Origin of the sequence: Peribacillus sp. TH27 (genome assembly GCF_016650915.1) — a bacterium.
Taxonomy (GTDB): Bacteria; Bacillota; Bacilli; order Bacillales; family DSM-1321; genus Peribacillus; species Peribacillus butanolivorans.
This window is the reverse complement of the sequence record NZ_JAEKEV010000002.1, coordinates 2,107,785-2,126,999: the sequence shown is the minus strand read 5'-3', so window position 1 is coordinate 2,126,999 and position 19,215 is coordinate 2,107,785. Positions and strand designations below refer to the sequence as shown.

Here is a 19,215-nt window from a genome sequence, read left to right as displayed (position 1 = left end):
CCTCTTCTTAGAAAACTTTATAATCTCAATAGAGTAAGCTAATTGGTACATAATCAAATCAGCATTAAATTAAGACTTCGTAATGTCTCATAAGACTTGTATCATAGAGGGCTCAATTTACGGCCACTTTGCTGAAGATAAACAAGTCTTAGCAGGAGATCCGTTAATCAGCAGCAGCCGATACGACGTCACATTCGGAACATTCATCGTAGGCGATAAATCACTTAACGTTTACATCAATGGAATGCTACAGAAATCGTAACAAGTCCGAGCATAGCGGACTTGTCTAAATGTAGAGGCTGGTGCTGTTATTGAGTATTTATATAGGCTTGAAGGTATTCAAACCCTTTTGATAGAACTCTATATAATGCGGAAAAGTACAGAGTTCAAGCATACTTTGGGGGTGAGTTAAGGAACTGGAAAAGAAAGATAAAATTACGCACATTAAGTACGCGCAAATGAACAGCGATCCGAAAATTGAACAAGTGACAAATCTGGGAAGCTTCAGAAATCCTTAGATGAACAATGGGAAAAAGAATTTGAAATAATGATAGAAGAGCACAAGGACTATATATTTTTGTTCACAGAAATGAAAGAATTTCAAGATTTCGAAGAAGAGCTAAGAAAACGAATGGGTGAGTCAATTAAACAAGCAGAATTGGAATTCATAAAAGAATTGATAGAGAGCACTTATAGGACGGTTTACATCTTAAAGGGCAGGAGGACACAACTTTGAAAAAGTTCTTATTATCATTATTAGGTGGAGTAATAATAGGGGGAATTATTTGTTACGTTTTTATGGACTATGAAACATCAAACTATGTAATACAAAATTATAATGGTCAGAAAGAGAAAGAAATTAAAGAATGGGACTTCATGTATCTATCACAAGCTGGGTTCATAATTTTGGCAACAACTCTGTTGATTTATTTTTCTTGGGGCGCTGTAGAAAAACGAGTGGATAAAGATAATAAAATGTAAATATTTTAATTTTTTACAATAATTTAACATTTATTTGTCGTTTTGTGTTAATGTTGTTTTGTGATTATCGAAATTGATAATAACAAAAACAATTGATTGGGGATGTAAGGAATGAAAGCCTTGAAAAGGCTACTATTCTCGTGTTTAGCAGTGATGTTGTTTTCTTCGCTACTAAGTACGGTAGCGAATGCGGGAGGACAGAAAAATAATTATGTTTATAAGCTTGGTAAAAGCGGTTCATCAGGTACTTTCTCTAAATTACAAAAAATTAGGTCTGGTCTTTATTTCACAGCATGTGGCAAGGTGACATACGACCTCGAACACATTGTTAATTTCGGAAAATGGGATACGAAGAACTTCAGGTGGAATACTTCCTCTTTTACACTGTCCAATCTTAAGGGCAGAATGACTGGCGGTGTTGCGTTGACAGGAAACTACGAGGGGACAGGAAATAACAAGCTAGATCATAAATACTCTGGTGTTGAACTAAAAAGCGGCACATTCAAATATACGTGGAATCGTACGATGGCTTTAGGTCCAAAAAACAAAAATGCTCACTACGATATAACAACAAAATCAGGCTGGGCAACTCCATCAATCAATTGTAATAACGAAGCAAACGTTGTTTTAGACGTTGGCGGCAGCGCATCATCTCTTGCTTATTTGGATGAGGCAGCAAGTTTTGAAACTTATTCTGACGAAGATATCCCGACTGAATTTACAGAAAAGACAGAGAGCTTATCTGAGGCTATAGGAGACGATTTTGACGGACAAGTTGAACCATTAGGCAAGGATGTCGTTGTCAGTCACTTCGATAATGCAAAAAAAGATACTATCATTCTAACCCAACAAAATGATACTCCTATCAGTGTTAATAATGTAGATGACGAGGACTTTTCTAAAGTTGTGGTAGATGATGTTGCATACGAAATAGGCAATTTTAAAAATGCTGCAGATGAAAAAATGAATGTTGTAAAGTTTGAAAAGGACGGCATTTACATGGCGTTAGTTACAAATCAAACGAATGAAGAAGCTCTTAAACTTGCAGAAGAATTGAAGTGAAAATATTATTCGAGAGAGGTTCTATTTATTTAGAACCTCTCTTTGTGGGGTCCTACCAACAAAACGTGGAAAACATACGCTAAGTATCCCTATGTTCAAGAGTGGGGTTCTTTTTCTAGAAGGGTTACCGCCAACAGGATTAATATTGTCCATTAGATATACTAAAGAGCAAGATAAAGATCAGAGTGAAGTAGTAAGTGGAGCAGGAATCTTCGGTAATTTTGTTTATCTTTTGTAACTTTACTACCATTTAAGGTAAGAAAGGCGATATATATTATAGTGTGCCTTCTTATGGTCCTTTTGTTTCTATTGGTTTATGGGAAGTATCCAAGGTTTAGTTATGCAACTTACGGGTGCGTTAGTTGAATAAGGAATTCTTTATATATGGTTTAATATGGTAGAATGGCTGGGGAGGAGGAGTTGAAACTTCACGAAATCTTCATGTCCTGAAATCACTCCATTTCACCGTGAACTTAAATTCAAGGGTAATGAAATCCTGCGATTAAGCGAGTATTTGTGAGAAAATCGTATAAGCTGAGGGAGTTCAAGAAAGTACTAACGCAGCAGTTTTCAATACTTCGGAGGCAAGTTAATAAAGAACCCTCCAAAAATCATCGTTTTGAGAGGGTTTTACTTTATCTAAAAGTTTGTAGAGTTGGAGAGTAAATATGTCTCAAACGAATGCTCAAATTCTAAGTCTCATAAACAACCGTTTTGATATATTTTCTTAGGGTTGGAAATCCGCATAATCTTGTGAAGCTACCTCTATATAAATTTCCCCTTACTAAATGAGTAAAAAGTTATTTGGAGTATTATGATTTTTTCTACTGTCAATTAAAGCAATACAGTGAGCCAATCGCTCTACCCCTAGTTTAATTTGACTCTCGTTCACTTGAGAGATGCTTAATCGAACGAGATTTTCCTTTTTATATTCGGGTAAAAACATTCTAGAGGCATCATCAACATAAATATGCTGCTCGTTTAGCATATGAACTACCTGTTTTGCTGTCACATTCTCGGGCAAACTGATGGATAGATAGAATCCTGAAGTCGGTTTAGAAAAATGAGTATTAGCCGGTAGCAATAATTCACATGCTTCTTGAAGAATTTGCATTTTAGTACGGTATACCTCTTTTACTTTTTTGAGATGGCTATTAAACATACCACTTTTTAAATAGATTTCTAGCGCACCTTGAGAAAGTGCTGAACTATTAAAATCTGAACTAAATTTATAACGTAAAAAATTGTTAATCATTAATGTAGGAAGAACGACAGTACCAATCCTTAACCCTGGGAGAAAAATTTTCGAAAAGCTTTTAATATAAATCACTCTCCCAGAAGGATCAAAAGAAAATAAAGGATCTGATTTTGGATTTGGATCAAGGTCTCCTAAAATATCATCCTCCACTATATATACATCGTATTTTTCAGCTAACTCAACGATTTTTTTCTTTTCGCTATTCGTGTAACAATGTCCAAGTGGATTGTGAAATCTCGGGATAATATAGAAAAATTTTATATCATTATTTCGAAAAATGTATTCCAGACGATCAAGATCAATCCCTTCCATTGATAATTCAATTCCAAAAGTAGTAGCTTGATGCAGATTGATGGACTCAATGAATCCGAAATAAGTAGGCTGTTCAATTAGAATATTGTTTTTTCCATTTGGAAATGGCATAGAAACTAATAAATTAAGGGCTTGCTGCGAGCCAGATACAACGACTACTCTTTCAGGTTGAGTGAACACCTGTAAATTCTGCATATACTTCACTAACTGTACTCGTAATGAGTAAATCCCTTGTTGATCAGAGTATGTAAAAAGCTCTTCTTTATATAGTTCAATTGCTTGATTCATACAATGTTGAAACTCAACATAAGGCATAATGTTTTTATCTGGACCAGCAGATAAGAAATCAATCACCTCATTTTCATTCGTCGCATCTTGAAATTCATTCACAACATAGTAGCCACTTTTAGGAACAGAATAAATTAAATGCTCTTTTTCTAGTTCGATGTACGCTTTAATAACTGTATTTTTGCTACATGAAAAGTACTCAGATAACTGACGAACAGAAGGGAGTTTACTACCTGCAATGAGCGATCCATCTGCTAGTCGAAGCTTAATTTCTTCCATTATCTTAATATATTTTGAGTTCATATATTGATCCTCCTTTAACTGTACCAGGACAGATAGGTAAAAAAATGGTTTATTTTCATTGTGTGTACCTATTATTATTTTAATTATATCAGAACTATTTTTAAGAAAAGTAGAAAATGGTACAGAGGTGATACAAACTATAAAAATGGGGGTAGGATAAGATGCAGAGAGAAACCAGAGAGAAACTTGGATTATTGTTAGGATTAGTAGGTGTCATTTGTTTTAGCTTAACACTCCCTGCTACAAGTATTGCAGTAGAGTATTTTGGGACTACGATAGTCGGTTTAGGAAGAACAGTCGTTGCTGCTATTTTAGTAGTTGTGGTATTGATCGTTCGAAAAGAAAAACTACCTTCTCCAGGCCAATTCAAAAGTCTACTTATTGTTGCTGTTGGTGCAGTTTTAGGATTTCCTCTCCTCACTTCTTGGGCAATGGAATCCTTACCTGTTTCTCATGGAGCTGTGGAATTAGCCCTGTTACCGTTAGCAACAGCCGGATTTGCTATGTTTAGAGCAGGTGAAATCCCTTCTCTCAAATTCTGGATTTCAAGTATAATCGGCTCTTTAGCTGTCATTATGTATGCACTTCATCTTGGATTCGGTCAATTGCAATTTGCCGATTTAGCTTTACTAGCAGCAGTGATTATACTGGGACTTAGTTACGCAGAAGGGGGGAAATTAGCGAAAGAATTAGGTAGCTGGCAAGTAATTGCTTGGGCAATTATGATCGGTGCTCCATTTTTTATTATTCCAGTTGGGCTAAACCTTACAACTGAAATGCTCCATGCCCCTTTACAAGCTTGGGTTAGTTTTATTTATCTCGCAGTGGTTAGTCAGTTTCTGGCATATGTTGCTTGGTATAGCGGAATGGCTATGGGCGGAATAGCAAGAGTTAGTCAGATTCAATACTTACAACCATTTTTGATGATTCTATTTGCAACAGTATTTCTAGATGAATCCATCACATTTTTCACTCTTGTAATAGCAGTGATTGTTGTCTTTTCTGTTATTTTAGGCAAAAATGCTCACGTATCAAAAAACGGAGCTGTATCAGAGAAAAACTAACTGCATGTTCAATTGAGATAGGTAACGTATGGCATATAGCTTATAGAACGACCGAATTGTATTAGATGAAGAAGTTGTCATGAATATAGAGGATTGTGGTTAACAAACCGTTATCCTATAGAGAAATTATAAAATTAATGATAAGAAAAGATTCTGAGAGGAGAAAAAACATGTATATTCCTACACATTTTAAAATTAAAGACGAAACGCTTGCCTTCGACATTATAAAGGAACATAGTTTTGCGACTCTTTTTTCTCAACATAATGGAATGCCTTTTGCGACTCATTTACCGTTAATTTTGAACAAGGATAATTCATACTTATATGGACATTTTGCTCGTCCTAATCCTCAGTGGAAAGACATCAAAAATCAAACCGTCTTAGCTATTTTTCATGGTCCGCATTGTTATATCTCCCCATCTTGGTATGAGACGAATAAAGCAGTACCAACATGGAATTATGTGACCGTTCATGTTTACGGAGAAGTCGAACTGCAAGAGGATGAACATGAGTTAATGAGCTCCCTACATGATATGGTATCGAAGTACGAAGCTCCTGACAGTTCATACAGTTTGCAAGATGTTGATGCTGAGTTTCTCGCTGGTATGAACAAGGGAGTTCAAGGATTCAAAATAAAAATTAACAAAATAGAAGGGAAAGCAAAGTTAAGTCAAAACCATCCATTGCAGAGACAAGAGTCAATTGTTAATCAACTGGAACAAATTTCAAATACAGATGAGCAACAGATTTCATTATTAATGAAAGCAAACCTAAAAAAATAACGTTGAATGTTACTGCACTAACAGGAGTGTTGATCCAATAAGGATTAACGCTCTTTTTTTTTGAACTTCTTTTAGATCAATTCGGTGACGGAATATATGAGGTAATAAAAGTTTATGACGGAGAAGTCTTGGATTTGAGTCAATATTTTGGACACAAAAAAGTTAAATCTTAAGCTTTATTTCTTGGCTTGGGACTTTTATATCCTAAGCTGCTGTGAATTCTTTTTCAATACAAAAAGAAGTAATGAATAGAGGAATAAAGAAGCTTTGGGTTTTTCCAATAAATGAATCAGTAGAAAAAGTATATCAAAAGTATGGATTTCAAACAGTTGATAAATTGAAAAATGGACATTCATTTTTAGCTGGGAAAAGTATTAAAGAAATTAGAGTTTAGAAATAGTCTTAAACTAATAGGTGCTTGTATTAAGTAGGTTGTTGGTCACCCTTTTTATTTGAAAGCTATGTTTAACTTGATTGTTGATTTCATTCAAATTAAAAAGCGAATTCGAAATATAAATGGAATACGCTTCTTTTTATGGGCGACGAATAATTAATAATTGGCCCCCGAAAAATCCAAAAACACATTAATTAGCCCTAACAACATATCCAAAATAATAAAAATTATAATAATTGTAATGATACGTTGCAATGTAAGAACATAAACTTCTTTATCTTTATAACGCTTATAAAAAATCCATAAAACAATTCCTCCTGATAAAAAGATTAAATTAAATGCTAAATATACAATCTTAAAAATAGTCAACTTTCAAAAACACCTTCTCTTTTCTTAGCTAAGACAGCTTATTTATTTCATTATAGCTATTACTCTACAAATATTTGCGAAAGCATTGTTATGCTATCATTTTTCTTAATGGAATCGTTGCTTTTGTTTCGGTTATTGGGTGTAAGCAACTTTCCACCGCAAACGTGTGAATACTACGTTCATCTGTATCAAAAGCAAGTGTATCCAAGAAATTAAACCAACCCAAATACGTTGTAAAAAGAAATAATAAAGCCATTGAAAAAATGTTCATCATGTTATTCCGGAATCGAGCCATTTAATCGAATAAAACAATGCATAATCGATAAAAAACACAAAAAGCGAATTGTTTTTGAAATGGTTTCAAGATTAATTAAAGTAATTTTTTCTATATATATGGGGATAATTCAGAGAGGATTCTTTTATGAAGTTTTGTAAGGTGAAAATAAAATTCCATGAAAGGATGAAATAAATGAAAGTGGTTACAATTTCAACAGTAGATGAACTTGTAAACGCAGTTGGCAATCAAGCGATTGAAGTAATTCGTGTGAAAGGAAAAATAATTGAAAGTCCTTCGTTAAACTTGTCACCAGGGCAACAATTACTGGGTGAAGGTGATTCAATGATCAAATTTAAGAGAGGTATTGATGGTATTGAGGTAAGTCGGGACAATAAGATTGAAGGATTAACATTTATAGTTGAACCTAGCTGTCGAGCAATTTTAAACAGACCAGATGTAGATTCACTCGGAACATTAAGCTTAAAGAATGTAAAAACAATCGGACAAATTCAACTATTAGCTACTGGTTCTGTACGTTCGGGGCAGGTAATTGCACAAAATGTGGAAGTAATCGAAGCGGATACGAGGGAACTACAGGATCGACCTAAAGGATTTGGTGTATACGTCTTGCAGGGAGCCTTCACATTATGGAATCAACAAACCGATTCGAACGTGACAATTACAGCTCATCTTACTGGTCTGAGGGCAGGAAGTAATGAAAAACCTGTACAAGGAAGTGGCATATTTGTTAGTGGGGCTGGCGATGTAGGCGGTCGACTCGAAGTGGATATGTTAGAAACAGGTGAGATACACTCAAATGGTGGAATTAAACAAGGCACGCCAGATGTCATTTCAGGTGGCGTTTTTGTCGTTTATGGTGCGCATGTGAAAAAGGTTGTGAATCATGGTTCTGTGACGACGTATGGTGTGAATGATATGGTGTTAGATAATTGGGGAATGGTGAACGAATGGATGGCAGAAAAGCGAATTACTTCTCATGGGCCAAGTGGTATTGGTTTTGTAAACTTTAGCGAAATCGGGACGCTGCGTATCCTCAGTGATATCGAAACGTACGGGATCGGTGCTCGGGGGTTTAATTTGTATGATGGAAGCTTAAAATATGCAGAATTTAAACGGATTGTTACTCATGCAAATGCTGCTGTTGGTATTCAAGTCAGTCGACCTCTAGGAACATTAGTCGTGCATGAAGATATTGAAACATTTGGAGGTGAAGGGGAATCCTTAGTAAAGGGAGTCATCACGCAACTATCTGCCGACGGATTAAGTGTCAAAGAAGGCGGTAAAATTGATAAGGTCGAAATTGGCGGCAGAATCGTTACAAATGGGCAAAATGTTCGAAGTCTTCACGTACAAGGTGAAATAAATACAATGACGGTCAAGGGTGGAATATTCTCAAATGGATCTGGATCGAAGGCAGTATTAATTGAAAATGGTATCGTCCCATTAAACGGTATAAAAATATATGAACAATCAGCAAAATAAAGAAAAATTTATCTTAATAATAGTCCTTATTGGAGTTAAGACAAACTATTTGGTAGATCAGCTACTGAGGAGGAAAAAACAATGACAAAATTAAATATCGGAATTATCTTAGGAAGTACACGCCAAGGACGTGTAAGTCCACAAGTAGGAGAATGGGTAAAAGGAATTGCTGACAAACGTGGCGATGCGAATTATGAAATCGTAGATATTGCAGACTTCAATTTACCTTTTGTATTTACAACTAATGGTGAAGAACCAGGATTAAAAGCTTGGTCAGAAAAGCTTACTAATTTAGATGGGTTTGTATTCATTGTGGCAGAATATAATCATAGCATCACAGGTGCATTAAAGAATGCATTAGATTCAGCTCGTGACGAATGGAATAATAAAGCTGCTGGTATTGTAAGCTATGGTTCAACTGGTGGTGCTCGTGCAGCTGAACATTTACGTGGAATTTTAGGAGAATTACTAGTTGCAGATGTTCGTGTACATCCAACATTGTCATTATTTACAGATTTTGAAAATGGAAGTGTTTTTAAACCAGCTGAACACCACCCTAAAAATGTAAATGCTATGCTTGACCAAGTTATCGCCTGGAGCGGTGCATTAAAAACTTTACGATAAAAATCATTCCAAACATTAGTAAATGTGAGGAGGATTATAGCTATCCCTCTTTTTGTGATAGCGTAATAACGGTTTAATGATATGAGTTCAGATCATTTTGGCTTTGTGAAGGCAAAGTGAAATAAAGGAGATATAATAAAACTCAATATTCTACCATGTAATGCACATTTTCTCCACGCCGCCCTTGGAGGCTTTCCCTCCCATATCAACGGGTCATAAAATATGCCCTCTCATTCCTTCGTCATGCCTATCCAAGGGGTGGAGGCCTTACCGGACCTTACTTATACAATTGTCGTCTTCATTGGATTGCGCTATTTGGATTTGGACTTTATGCGACCCCATCAACAGATATATCTGTATCTAATGCTCCTGCTGACAAAGTCGGTGAAGCAGCAGGAGTTTATAAAATGGCAAGCTCACTTGGCAGTGCAATAGGCGTCGCGATTTCTGCAGCTGTTTACGGTGCAATTGCAGCAAATGGAAATCTTGAACCAGCGGCTACAGTAGGTAGTATCGTAAACGTTATATTCGGTGTACTTTCAATATTCTCTACTATCTTTTTGGTGCCAAAAGATGCCGGTAAAACATCTAATGCTCCTGAAAAATTACCAGTTTGAAGCCCTGTTGTAGAATAATTAGTAGTTGGAAATGTAAAACGCCACATTTAGTGGCGTTTTCGAAAATAATAAAAGGAGGAAGAGTTTATGAGAAGTGAATTAATAGAAATGTTAGAATCTCGTAAGGATGAAATTATTGAAATTCGCAGACATCTACACCAAAATCCTGAGCTTTCTTTTAAAGAAGAAAAAACAGCTCAATATATTATTGATTTTTATAAAGGAAAGGACGTAGAAGTTCAATCTAATGTAGGTAATGGATACGGAATTATCGTGACAATTAAAGGTGGAAAGCCTGGAAAAAACATTGGTCTGCGCGCTGATTTTGATGCGCTCCCAATCGTCGAAGAAACGGATGTACCATTTACATCAAAAAATGAAGGCGTTATGCACGCGTGTGGTCATGATGGCCATACAGCCTACTTGTTAGTCTTAGCGGATTGCCTAATTCAATTAAAAGATGAAATTCCAGGTACAATAAAAATTATTCATCAACATGCGGAAGAAGTTCCGCCAGGCGGGGCAAAGAGTATTGTAGAATCCGGCATGCTTGACGATTTAGATAATGTATTTGGTATTCATCTGCTGCCAATGGGCCCAGCAGGAGTTGTTGGTTATCACGCTGGATATTCTTTTAACGGCAGGGCTTATATGAAATTAAAAATTCAAGGTAGAGGTGGACATGGTTCCTCACCACATCTAGCGAATGATGCCATTGTGGCTGGTGCTCATTTTGTTACAGCCGCTCAAACGATTATTAGCCGTCGATTAAGTCCTTTTGATATTGGTGTGATTACGATTGGTTCTTTTGATGGAAAAGGAACATTTAATGTAATTAAAGACAGCGTAGAGCTTGAAGGCGATATCCGTTATATGACTGTTGAAACAAAAGGAACAATTGAAAAAGAAGTTAAACGTCTTGTAAAAGGACTTGAAGAAGAATTTGATGTAACATGTGATCTAACATATACGAATGATTATCCACCTTTATATAATGATCCTGAAATAACAGAAAAGGTTGCTGAGTTTCTCAAGAATGCAAATGATAAAGATATTAAAGAAGTGAAGGAATTTCCAGCAATGCCACCATCTGAAGACTTTGCTTACTATGCTGAAAAATTCCCTTCCTGCTTCTTTTACATTGCATGTACACCTAAAGGAGTAGAAAAACCTTATTTTAATCATAATCCTAAATTTGATATCGATGAAGATGCCCTTCTCGTGGCAGCAAAAGCAGTAGGATATGTAGTTTGCGGTTATTATGAGTTAGATTAGGAAAAAGATTAGAATTGTTTGTAAGGTATGGCATAGATGACCACATGGTTCGGTGTATTAGATAATTCTATTGATAAAAAGCAAAACGAATACCGAGACAAGCTAATAAAGAAGAAAGCGAAAAATCCATAGTATCATTGAGTTTGTGTATCATGAAACCACAAATGGAACATCAATTATCAGGAGCTGATCAGCAGCTCTTTTTCTTATGGAACTAAGGGGCAGGTTAGTGAAAGAAGGAATTTCCATTTTTTACACAAATGAAAAGGTGTCCAATGGTATGATTGAAAAAGAAATTGTACAGAACTTAATTTGTAGGGGGAAATATATTCTTGAAAATGGTTAGAATTATCTTAACAATAGTGGTTATTGTTCTATCAGGTTATAGTCTAATAACTCAAACCTATGAGTTAATGCCGTATTATATGTTGTTCCTTGGGGCACTTACGTTGGTGACAGGATTAGCCGAACTTCAAAAAGACAGAAAAGGATTTTGGGGGTATATGAATATTGCTATCTCTTTATTTATTTTCTTTGCTTCCATACAGGCTTTCTTAATGAACTAAACGGGTGCTTTACGTCCATAAGTAAGGATGTCTTTTGTGTCGTATAAGACACAAACTGTGAAATAAAAATGAAAAAGAAAGAGTATCATATTACTCTTCCTTTCTGTCTATTTTATACTTGTCTAACCTTAATGAAATGTCTCTAAGTAAAATGTTTCTTTCCTTTTGAGTTTTGAGGAAGCTGATTAAAAACCAAACAATAAATGTTATTGGAATTAAATAAAATAGTATACCAGAAAGTGCCATAAAGTCTACCCAGTCCATTGTTTCTCTCTCCAATCTTTCTATATTGGGGAATTATAGCATATTTATTTGATAGATTCTTAAATTGGTTGACGGAATCCCAAACTATCGGAGCTGTCTTTAAGGCGACTTTTTTTATGCAACTATTGGGGCAGTTTAGTGCAATAAGAAAATCAAAAATTGGGGATAATAACCTTTAATATTGTTAAAGGAAAAGGAGATCCCCGATGAAGAGTAAATTTTCTTTTATTATTATTTAAATACTGCTGATAATAAATAATCAGAAATGATTGTTAGACATTACCTAAAAGGTGGAGTGAAAAAGTGGAAAATCATATTGCTTACCTTCTAGAACATTATGGGTACTTCGGAATTATATTTGCTTTAATCGGAGGTATTGTTGGACTTCCTATACCCGACGAGGTTATTCTTACATATATTGGTTACATTGTGTTTCAGGGTAAATTATCTTACTTAATTTCAATAGTAAGTGCCTTTGTAGGAGCAACGGGGGGGATTTCGCTTAGCTACTTCATTGGTTATAAATTTGGGTTGCCTTTATTAGAAAAGTTTGGACCAAAAATTCACATTACCGAACAAAAAATTAACAAAACAAAGAAATTATTCAAGAAATTCGGACCCTTTCTTTTATTATTTGGTTATTTTATTCCTGGGGTACGGCACCTTACAGCGTATATAGCAGCTGTCAATCGCTTCCCTTTTAGAATATTTGTTATTTACGCCTATACTGGTGCATTAATATGGAGTTTTACTTTTATCACACTAGGAAGAATATTAGGGGAAAATTGGACCAATGTTGAACTATATATGTCAAAATACTGTATTTATTTAATTACGAGTTTATTGGTCCTTTCAATATTCATTTATTTTTTATGGAAGAGAAGAAATCGATTAAGAAGGGGTATTTCATAAAAGTGACGGTTAAGATGGAGGACTTTAATAAAATTATATTTAGAGCTTATAAAACTAACAGGTGCGTTAGTTTAGATCGGAGCTGTCTTTAAGGCGACTTTTTCTTTATGCAACTAACGGGGCAGTTTAATTGAAGAAGGAAATTTAATATATTAAAAAGAATATACATATTTTGAGCAAATCCTCAAAAGGAAGGAAGTGATATTGGTTGAGTCGTATTAATAAGTTTGATTTCATCAAGGCTTCTATTGAAGACATTGATAAGATAGTTAGTTTGCGGTTAGCACTTTTAAAAGAACTAGGTTAGTTAAAATCTCTTCAGGAGGAACATCTTATGGAGACATCAACAAGAGAGTATTTACATAAAGCACTTTCAAAAAATGAATTTATATCCTATATTGCGGAATCGAATGGGGAAGCCATTAGTATTAGTGGAATGGTTTAATTTCAAAGACCACCATATTTGGAAAATCTTCATGGGGTTGAAGCCTACATTCTTAATATGTACACTATCCCTGAGTATCGTGGAAAAGGTTTGGCAAAACGAATGCTAAAAAAATGTATAGACGAAAGCAGAACGCCTCTAAAGATGGAAAACATCTATACAAAAAAATGGGCTTTACGACGAAGGATAGTGAGATGGAGTTGTTTCTTTAATACGTTATCTTGTTATCGATTAACGGGTGCAATAGTATAAGGTTGCCTGCTGCTTCGGCGGCTTTTTTCCCACTAACGGGGCAGGATAAATGAAGAAGAAATCTCAATAGAAATACAAGATCACATGGTAATATAGTTTAAAAAGGGCTGTATTAGACATGAAATTTTTTTTAATTGTTGCAATGGACAAGAATAGAGTAATTGGTAAAGAGAATGACATTCCGTGGAGAATTCCAAAGGATTGGCAGTATGTAAAGAAAACTACAAAGGGACATCCAATCATATTAGGTAGAAAGAACTTTGAGTCAATTGGAAGTGTCTTACCCGACAGAAGGAATATTATTTTGACAAGAGATAAGGCTTTTAATTTTGATGGTTGTGAAATTGCTCATTCAATCAAAAATGTTTTTAAGTTATGTGAAAATGAAGAAGAGATTTTCATTTTTGGAGGGGAACAAATTTATAAAATGTTCTTACCTTATGTAGAAAGGCTGTATATTACAAAAATTCATCATGAATTCGAAGGGGATACATTTTTTCCGGAAATTAATTTTAATGAATGGGAAGAAGTATCTGTAGAAAAAGGGATTACTGATGATGAAAATCCATATATTTACTATTTTCATGTTTATGAAAGAAAAAACATACTAAACTAACAGGCGCGTTTCTTCATTATTGTGTTTAGGAGATAATAGGGTGAATAAAGAAAAAAGAAAAAAGAAAAAAGAAAAAAGAAAGTATTTCTAAAAGGTATACTCGTTGAAATTCGAGATTCAGTCTTGTTTGAAGTAGCTTGGAGAATCTTATTTTTTATTCCAAGAATGATAATACGTTTAATCTATAATCTATAATTTATTTTAACTTAAGGAAAAAAATAAGTTATTTTCAACTATCGGGTGCTATAGAATGATATAGGTTTTTGTAGCAGCTGTTTATTATTGCAAGTAGAAGGGTTATATGACATTATGTTGACCATATAGTTTATAGGCTGTTAAATAAAGAATGGAATCAAAGATAAAAGTTCTCAATGAAAAAGGGATCTTCCAATCGAAGATCCCTTTTTATACTGCTATTTCACTTAGAGTCACCCAGTCATTATTGGATCATTCCGTCCTCTTGAGCGATTTTTTCTACCTTATTATCGAAAGAGTATTCAAAAAAAACCCATAAATTCATCACCATATATGCTATGAACATTGGTCATCATTTCAATAAAGTCAGGGAATTTTCCATACGTACGATTACAACAATCTTTCTAATCATTATCTTTTAACTAAGGGCTTTACATCTTGCGGAATAGGGGAGACATAGCTTTTCCCTTTTAATCGTTCTTTTAGCTCTGCTTTTGCCTTGTCAATTAATTCTGGATTTTGGAGTACTTCTACTGCAGTTGCCGCAATAACCTTGCCAGCATGAAGCATACCTTTATGGGCAATAGATGTTGATCCGAGTGTAACCCACTGCCAGCTATGCAGAGGGGATCCAAGAACAAAACAAGCTGTTGTGCATTGAGCAGTAGGAACCATCCAACTAACATCCCCCACATCCGAGGAACCTGTTAATGGCGATTGACAGCCCTCAATGGGTTCCAACCAACTTGCCATAGCATCATCTTGACTATCATTAAACGGATTGATTGTACTATTCCTTTCTTGTTCGGTTAAGGTAGCACGGATCTCTTTTGCAAGCTGTTTTTCTTTATCATCGTGTTGTGGAATACCTAATTCTTGAAAATTCTTATACATAACCGAATCTAACACTGTGTTTTGGATAACATTAGAACAGGCTTTATCGAAAACGATTTCTACTTCAGTTCCTGTCATAAGGGCTGCTCCCCTAGCAATATTACAAACTCTTAAGTAAATATCTTGAACTTGTGAAACTTCTGGAGCTCGTAATAAATAAAGAACTTCTGCATCTTGTTGGACAACATTAGGCGATAATCCACCAGAATTCGTTATCGCATAATGAACTCTGGCGTCTTGGATAATATGTTCTCTTAAATAGTTCACGCCAACATTCATAAGTTCTACGGCATCTAAAGCACTACGTCCCAAATGTGGTGATGCTGCTGCATGAGAGCTTTTTCCTTTAAACTTATAATACACTTGGAAATTGGAAAGTGAATCCATCGACATAATTCCGTTAACATCTAGTGGATGCCAACAAAATGCAAAATCAACGTCATCGAATAAACCTTCTCTGACCATGAAGGTTTTGCCTGATCCGCCTTCTTCTCCAGGACATCCATAATAACGAACTGTCCCATTTATATGATTCTCTTCCATATAATTCTTCACTGCAACAGCAGCAGCTAACGATCCAGTACCAAGTAAATTGTGACCACATCCATGGCCATTTTCACCTTGTACAATTGGCTCTTGTTTAGCTGTAGCTGTTTTTTGACTCATACCTGACAACGCATCAAATTCTCCCATGATTGCCACAACAGGTTTACCAGTTCCAAAGCTACCAATAAATGCTGTCTCTATGTTTCCAACACCTTTTTCAACAGAAAAGCCTTCGTTTTCTAACGTGCTGCAAAGCAATTCAGCAGATTGATATTCTTCAAAACGTGTTTCTGCAAAATTCCATATACAGTCACTAACTTCAATGAATTTTTCTTTTTTTTGTTCAATGATTTCTGATAGTCTATTTACATGTGTCATTTTACACGCATTCCTTCCTATATATAATCAATTTAATATGAATGTATATTCGATTTAATATGAAATATTATTTTAAAAGTCGTCTTGCAATAAGATTCAAAAGTTCTACACTTCTTGGTAACACTTCTTCTTGAATATCAAATTTAGGATGGTGGTGTGGTGCAGGAATATCGGTCCCAATAATCATATATGTCCCTTTACCACCATTATCCTGTACTCTTCGAATCATAAAACTTGCATCCTCGCTTCCAGCAGAACCGGATTCCCTACATGCTTTGATTGTTGAAAAACCATCTACATTTCGGGCTTCTTCCATAGCTAGATCGACAAGTTCTTGATCACAATGAATCGTAATTGCTTGTCCTATAATTTCAATTTCATATTCAAGCTCATGCATACCTGCACTATGAGCCACGATATTTCGAACACGTTTCTCCATTTCTGCATTTGTTTCTTCGGTTACGGAACGGGTTTCAATTATCATTTTTGCATGCGCTGGAATAATATTAGCGGCTGTACCACCATTAAGAATACCTACATTTATGCGGGTAGAACCTGAACTAAATCTTGGAATAGCATGAATATTTAATAATGCAGTGGCTGCTCCTAACAATGCATTTTTTCCTTTTTCAGGAGAAGCACCTGCATGAGAAGATACCCCGTGAAAATGAGCTGCCATTTTCGTACTTGCTAAAAAGCCAGAAGACCCACCATGAAATTCTCCTAGAGGGACATCTGTGCCAAGGTGCAGACAATATAAATGATCCACATCATCTAAAATTCCTTTTTGTACAATTGAATAGGCACCGCGTACTCCCTCTTCAGCTGGTTGAAAAATAAGCTTAACCGTTCCTGCAAAGTTCTGGTCCGCTAATTTTTCAGCAAGCCCTAATCCAATTACTGTATGGCCATCGTGTGCACAGGCATGCATATTCCCTTCATATTTGGAACGAAAACCGTTAGTTTGTGGGAAGTGGTCAGAATCAGTACTTTCCGTTACAGGTAATGCATCCATATCAAACCGGAAAGCTACAGTTGGGCCATCTGTTTTTCCTTTTAATATACCGATAACAGCAGTATATCCACCCTCCATTTCTTGGAGAATTTCTGGATTTGCACCGTCTTGTAATGCTCTATTAAATGTTTCTTGTAATACTTCTGTAGGTGGAACTCCACGGCGAGAATCCCCATCTAAAGCATCTTTTCCAAATATCACGTTATATTTCAAAGAAGTTAGTACTTCTACTACTTTTGAAGCAGTTCGAAATTCGGTAAAGCCAACTTCTGGGTGTTGATGAAGATCACGTCTTAAAGAAATAATATCCAATTCTTTCACTCCTAAAGTTATTTGATGAAAATTTAATAATTTTCGACGAGTTTTGGCGTCTAGCCCAAGCAGCCTAGCCCCTCGAGTCGCTGAAGGGGCTATTCAAGGCGCTTGCGATTTTTCAAATTACGGTAATTTCGGGTATACGCCAGGACCAATTGGGAGGCCAAGGAAATACCAAACCACTACCAATAGCGTCCAAATGATAAAGATGATAATCGGATATGGCAATATAAGAGAATAATAAGTTCCTAGTTTTGCATCTTTTCTATACTCTTGTAGGAAACTTAAGAATAGTGGGACAAATGGAGATACAGGTGCTAATGGTAGAACAGATGAATCTGCTACCCTAAAAAGCATTTGGGCGAAGGCAGGATGATAGCCTAATACCATAAACATTGGAACAAAAACCGGAGCTAATATAGACCAAATCGCGGATCCGCTAGCAATAAACATGGAAAGAAGTCCAGATAAGAACATTAACCCAATAAGGACGGGTGCACCATCTATGTTTAGCTGTTCTAAGAGATCTGTGATGGATAATGCCAAAAATTTACCCATATTACTCCAGTTAAAGCAAGCGACAAATTGGGAAAGTGGAAAAACCATAATAATAAATCCGGCCATTCCTTTAATCGGGTCTACTAATAATTCTGGTATATCATTTTGTTTCTTAATTGCTCCCACCTTAACTCCATAAGTAATAGAGACTGTAAAAAAGAAAAGTAAGATGATCGCGACAATACCAGACATAAATGGAGAGGGAAGAATAGCTCCAGTTTCTGGATTTCGTAATAGGGCTCCTTCTGGAACGACTAGAACGACCATAACAGCTATAAAAATCAATGCTGAAATACCTGTAGCCAGGAGTGCTTTGTTTTGTTGCTTCGTTAATTGTTCCAATTTTTTATGCTTACCGCTACCTTCATATTTTCCTAAGCGCGGCTCAACAAATTTATCTGTAATCAAGGCAATGACAACAGTAAGTACGAGAACTGAAGTAGCCATAAAGAACCAGTTATCGGTAACATTAACTGTCAAATTTGCTTTCATACCATTCGCTACTTCCGAACTAATTCCTGATAGCAAGACATCTGTTGTGACGATTAATAAATTGGCAGTGAAACCTGAACCAACCCCAGCAATAGCAGCGAGCAACCCAGCAACAGGGTGCCGTCCCACAGCAAGGAAAATTAAAGCTCCAAGAGGAGGCATAATAACAAGCGCAGCATCAGAAGAGACATGGCTAAAAAATGCAACGAATACAACTAAATAACTCGCGTATTTCCCTGAGACCTTTAACGACATTTTTCGAATCAAAACTTCTAACAAACCGACTTTTTCAGCAAGTCCTACGCCTAGCATTAGGGCTAAAATAGAACCTAGTGGTAAAAAGCCGGAAAAGTTTTTAATCATATTCGGCAGTATCCATTGAATGCCTTCACGGCTTAAGAGATTTTGAACTTCTACTTTCTCTCCACTAATGGGATCCGATGCCGAAACATGGAAAACAGATAAGAGAGCGGTTACAACAAATAAAAAGGCGATCATATAAATAAATAAAATAAATGGATGGGGGATTTTGTTTCCTATTCGCTCTACTTGATTGAAAAATCCACCTTTTTTATGATTTTGCAGATTAGTTGTATCTTTCATTACTTTTTGTTCCATTACATTCTCCTCCTAAACCTTCTTCCATTTGTAGTTTGTG

The 19,215-nt window shown here is 35.7% G+C and carries 16 protein-coding genes and 2 pseudogenes; 14 read left to right on the top strand and 4 right to left on the bottom strand.

Annotation, left to right across the window (positions count from 1 at the left end; all coding sequences use genetic code 11):
- Nucleotides 1–82 precede the first annotated feature (82 nt).
- The 3 genes from JFU24_RS11635 (at nucleotide 83) to JFU24_RS11625 (ending at nucleotide 2,043) form a co-directional block, all read left to right on the top strand.
- Nucleotides 83–262 carry a hypothetical protein gene (locus tag JFU24_RS11635; RefSeq protein WP_201182467.1) on the top strand — a complete coding sequence of 60 codons (180 nt, stop codon included), beginning with the start codon at nucleotides 83–85 and terminating at the stop codon, nucleotides 260–262.
- Nucleotides 263–732: 470 nt separating this feature from the next.
- Complete coding sequence (locus JFU24_RS11630; RefSeq protein ID WP_201182465.1) at nucleotides 733–981, top strand: hypothetical protein; 249 nt, start codon at nucleotides 733–735, stop codon at nucleotides 979–981.
- A 120-nt stretch (nucleotides 982–1,101) separates the two neighbouring features.
- Complete coding sequence (locus JFU24_RS11625; protein ID WP_201249965.1) at nucleotides 1,102–2,043, top strand: hypothetical protein; 942 nt, start codon at nucleotides 1,102–1,104, stop codon at nucleotides 2,041–2,043.
- Between the two features lie 784 nt (nucleotides 2,044–2,827).
- On the opposite strand, the gene JFU24_RS11620 is transcribed toward JFU24_RS11625, so the two are convergent.
- A complete protein-coding gene (locus tag JFU24_RS11620; RefSeq protein WP_201182460.1) occupies nucleotides 2,828–4,204 on the bottom strand; it encodes an aminotransferase-like domain-containing protein in 1,377 nt (458 codons plus the stop codon).
- 161 nt (nucleotides 4,205–4,365) lie between these two features.
- On the opposite strand from JFU24_RS11620, the gene JFU24_RS11615 reads away from it, so the two are divergent.
- From JFU24_RS11615 to dfr, 11 genes and pseudogenes are all read left to right on the top strand, one after another.
- The gene (locus tag JFU24_RS11615) at nucleotides 4,366–5,268 is read left to right on the top strand and encodes a DMT family transporter (protein WP_201221967.1); all 903 of its coding nucleotides are present in this window, start codon (nucleotides 4,366–4,368) and stop codon (nucleotides 5,266–5,268) included.
- Between the two features lie 170 nt (nucleotides 5,269–5,438).
- Nucleotides 5,439–6,050 (top strand): FMN-binding negative transcriptional regulator, encoded by a 612-nt coding sequence (locus JFU24_RS11610; protein ID WP_201249964.1) that lies wholly within the window; start codon nucleotides 5,439–5,441, stop codon nucleotides 6,048–6,050.
- A gap of 229 nt (nucleotides 6,051–6,279) precedes the next feature.
- A pseudogene (locus JFU24_RS30260) lies at nucleotides 6,280–6,444 on the top strand (GNAT family N-acetyltransferase); the annotation flags it as partial.
- A gap of 838 nt (nucleotides 6,445–7,282) precedes the next feature.
- Nucleotides 7,283–8,593, top strand: a complete 1,311-nt coding sequence (locus JFU24_RS11600) for a hypothetical protein (RefSeq protein WP_201221961.1) — start codon at nucleotides 7,283–7,285, stop codon at nucleotides 8,591–8,593.
- Nucleotides 8,594–8,674: 81 nt separating this feature from the next.
- Complete coding sequence (locus JFU24_RS11595; protein ID WP_201221959.1) at nucleotides 8,675–9,217, top strand: NADPH-dependent FMN reductase; 543 nt, start codon at nucleotides 8,675–8,677, stop codon at nucleotides 9,215–9,217.
- A 261-nt stretch (nucleotides 9,218–9,478) separates the two neighbouring features.
- Nucleotides 9,479–9,834: pseudogene (locus JFU24_RS11590) on the top strand (MFS transporter); the annotation flags it as partial.
- An 87-nt stretch (nucleotides 9,835–9,921) separates the two neighbouring features.
- Nucleotides 9,922–11,109 carry an amidohydrolase gene (locus tag JFU24_RS11585; protein WP_201249962.1) on the top strand — a complete coding sequence of 396 codons (1,188 nt, stop codon included), beginning with the start codon at nucleotides 9,922–9,924 and terminating at the stop codon, nucleotides 11,107–11,109.
- A gap of 338 nt (nucleotides 11,110–11,447) precedes the next feature.
- Nucleotides 11,448–11,675 (top strand): DUF3953 domain-containing protein, encoded by a 228-nt coding sequence (locus tag JFU24_RS11580; RefSeq protein ID WP_201250906.1) that lies wholly within the window; start codon nucleotides 11,448–11,450, stop codon nucleotides 11,673–11,675.
- Nucleotides 11,676–12,242: 567 nt separating this feature from the next.
- Nucleotides 12,243–12,851: a DedA family protein gene (locus JFU24_RS11575; protein WP_201182430.1), complete on the top strand. Its 609-nt coding sequence runs from the start codon at nucleotides 12,243–12,245 to the stop codon at nucleotides 12,849–12,851.
- A 502-nt stretch (nucleotides 12,852–13,353) separates the two neighbouring features.
- A complete protein-coding gene (locus JFU24_RS11570; protein ID WP_242485462.1) occupies nucleotides 13,354–13,548 on the top strand; it encodes a GNAT family N-acetyltransferase in 195 nt (64 codons plus the stop codon).
- 118 nt (nucleotides 13,549–13,666) lie between these two features.
- Nucleotides 13,667–14,164 carry a DfrD/DfrG/DfrK family trimethoprim-resistant dihydrofolate reductase gene (gene dfr, locus JFU24_RS11565; RefSeq protein WP_201221952.1) on the top strand — a complete coding sequence of 166 codons (498 nt, stop codon included), beginning with the start codon at nucleotides 13,667–13,669 and terminating at the stop codon, nucleotides 14,162–14,164.
- A 606-nt stretch (nucleotides 14,165–14,770) separates the two neighbouring features.
- On the opposite strand, the gene JFU24_RS11560 is transcribed toward dfr, so the two are convergent.
- The 3 genes from JFU24_RS11560 to JFU24_RS11550 all read right to left on the bottom strand — a co-directional run bounded on the left by JFU24_RS11560 (nucleotide 14,771) and on the right by JFU24_RS11550 (nucleotide 19,160).
- Nucleotides 14,771–16,177 carry a M20 family metallopeptidase gene (locus tag JFU24_RS11560; RefSeq protein WP_201221951.1) on the bottom strand — a complete coding sequence of 469 codons (1,407 nt, stop codon included), beginning with the start codon at nucleotides 16,175–16,177 and terminating at the stop codon, nucleotides 14,771–14,773.
- A gap of 67 nt (nucleotides 16,178–16,244) precedes the next feature.
- Entirely contained in the window at nucleotides 16,245–17,504 is a 1,260-nt protein-coding gene (locus JFU24_RS11555) for an amidohydrolase (RefSeq protein WP_201182425.1), read from the bottom strand.
- A gap of 126 nt (nucleotides 17,505–17,630) precedes the next feature.
- Nucleotides 17,631–19,160: an AbgT family transporter gene (locus JFU24_RS11550; RefSeq protein ID WP_053347958.1), complete on the bottom strand. Its 1,530-nt coding sequence runs from the start codon at nucleotides 19,158–19,160 to the stop codon at nucleotides 17,631–17,633.
- Nucleotides 19,161–19,215: the final 55 nt, after the last annotated feature.

What these genes read in the sequence shown, in the direction of transcription:
- JFU24_RS11635 (WP_201182467.1), top strand. Translation starts at nt 83, where the DNA reads ATGTCTCATAAGACTTGTATCATAGAGGGCTCAATTTACGGCCACTTT.
- JFU24_RS11620 (WP_201182460.1), bottom strand. Translation starts at nt 4,204, where the DNA reads ATGAACTCAAAATATATTAAGATAATGGAAGAAATTAAGCTTCGACTA.
- JFU24_RS11615 (WP_201221967.1), top strand. Translation starts at nt 4,366, where the DNA reads ATGCAGAGAGAAACCAGAGAGAAACTTGGATTATTGTTAGGATTAGTA.
- JFU24_RS11610 (WP_201249964.1), top strand. Translation starts at nt 5,439, where the DNA reads ATGTATATTCCTACACATTTTAAAATTAAAGACGAAACGCTTGCCTTC.
- JFU24_RS11600 (WP_201221961.1), top strand. Translation starts at nt 7,283, where the DNA reads ATGAAAGTGGTTACAATTTCAACAGTAGATGAACTTGTAAACGCAGTT.
- JFU24_RS11595 (WP_201221959.1), top strand. Translation starts at nt 8,675, where the DNA reads ATGACAAAATTAAATATCGGAATTATCTTAGGAAGTACACGCCAAGGA.
- JFU24_RS11585 (WP_201249962.1), top strand. Translation starts at nt 9,922, where the DNA reads ATGAGAAGTGAATTAATAGAAATGTTAGAATCTCGTAAGGATGAAATT.
- JFU24_RS11580 (WP_201250906.1), top strand. Translation starts at nt 11,448, where the DNA reads ATGGTTAGAATTATCTTAACAATAGTGGTTATTGTTCTATCAGGTTAT.
- JFU24_RS11570 (WP_242485462.1), top strand. Translation starts at nt 13,354, where the DNA reads ATGTACACTATCCCTGAGTATCGTGGAAAAGGTTTGGCAAAACGAATG.
- dfr (WP_201221952.1), top strand. Translation starts at nt 13,667, where the DNA reads ATGAAATTTTTTTTAATTGTTGCAATGGACAAGAATAGAGTAATTGGT.
- JFU24_RS11560 (WP_201221951.1), bottom strand. Translation starts at nt 16,177, where the DNA reads ATGACACATGTAAATAGACTATCAGAAATCATTGAACAAAAAAAAGAA.
- JFU24_RS11550 (WP_053347958.1), bottom strand. Translation starts at nt 19,160, where the DNA reads ATGAAAGATACAACTAATCTGCAAAATCATAAAAAAGGTGGATTTTTC.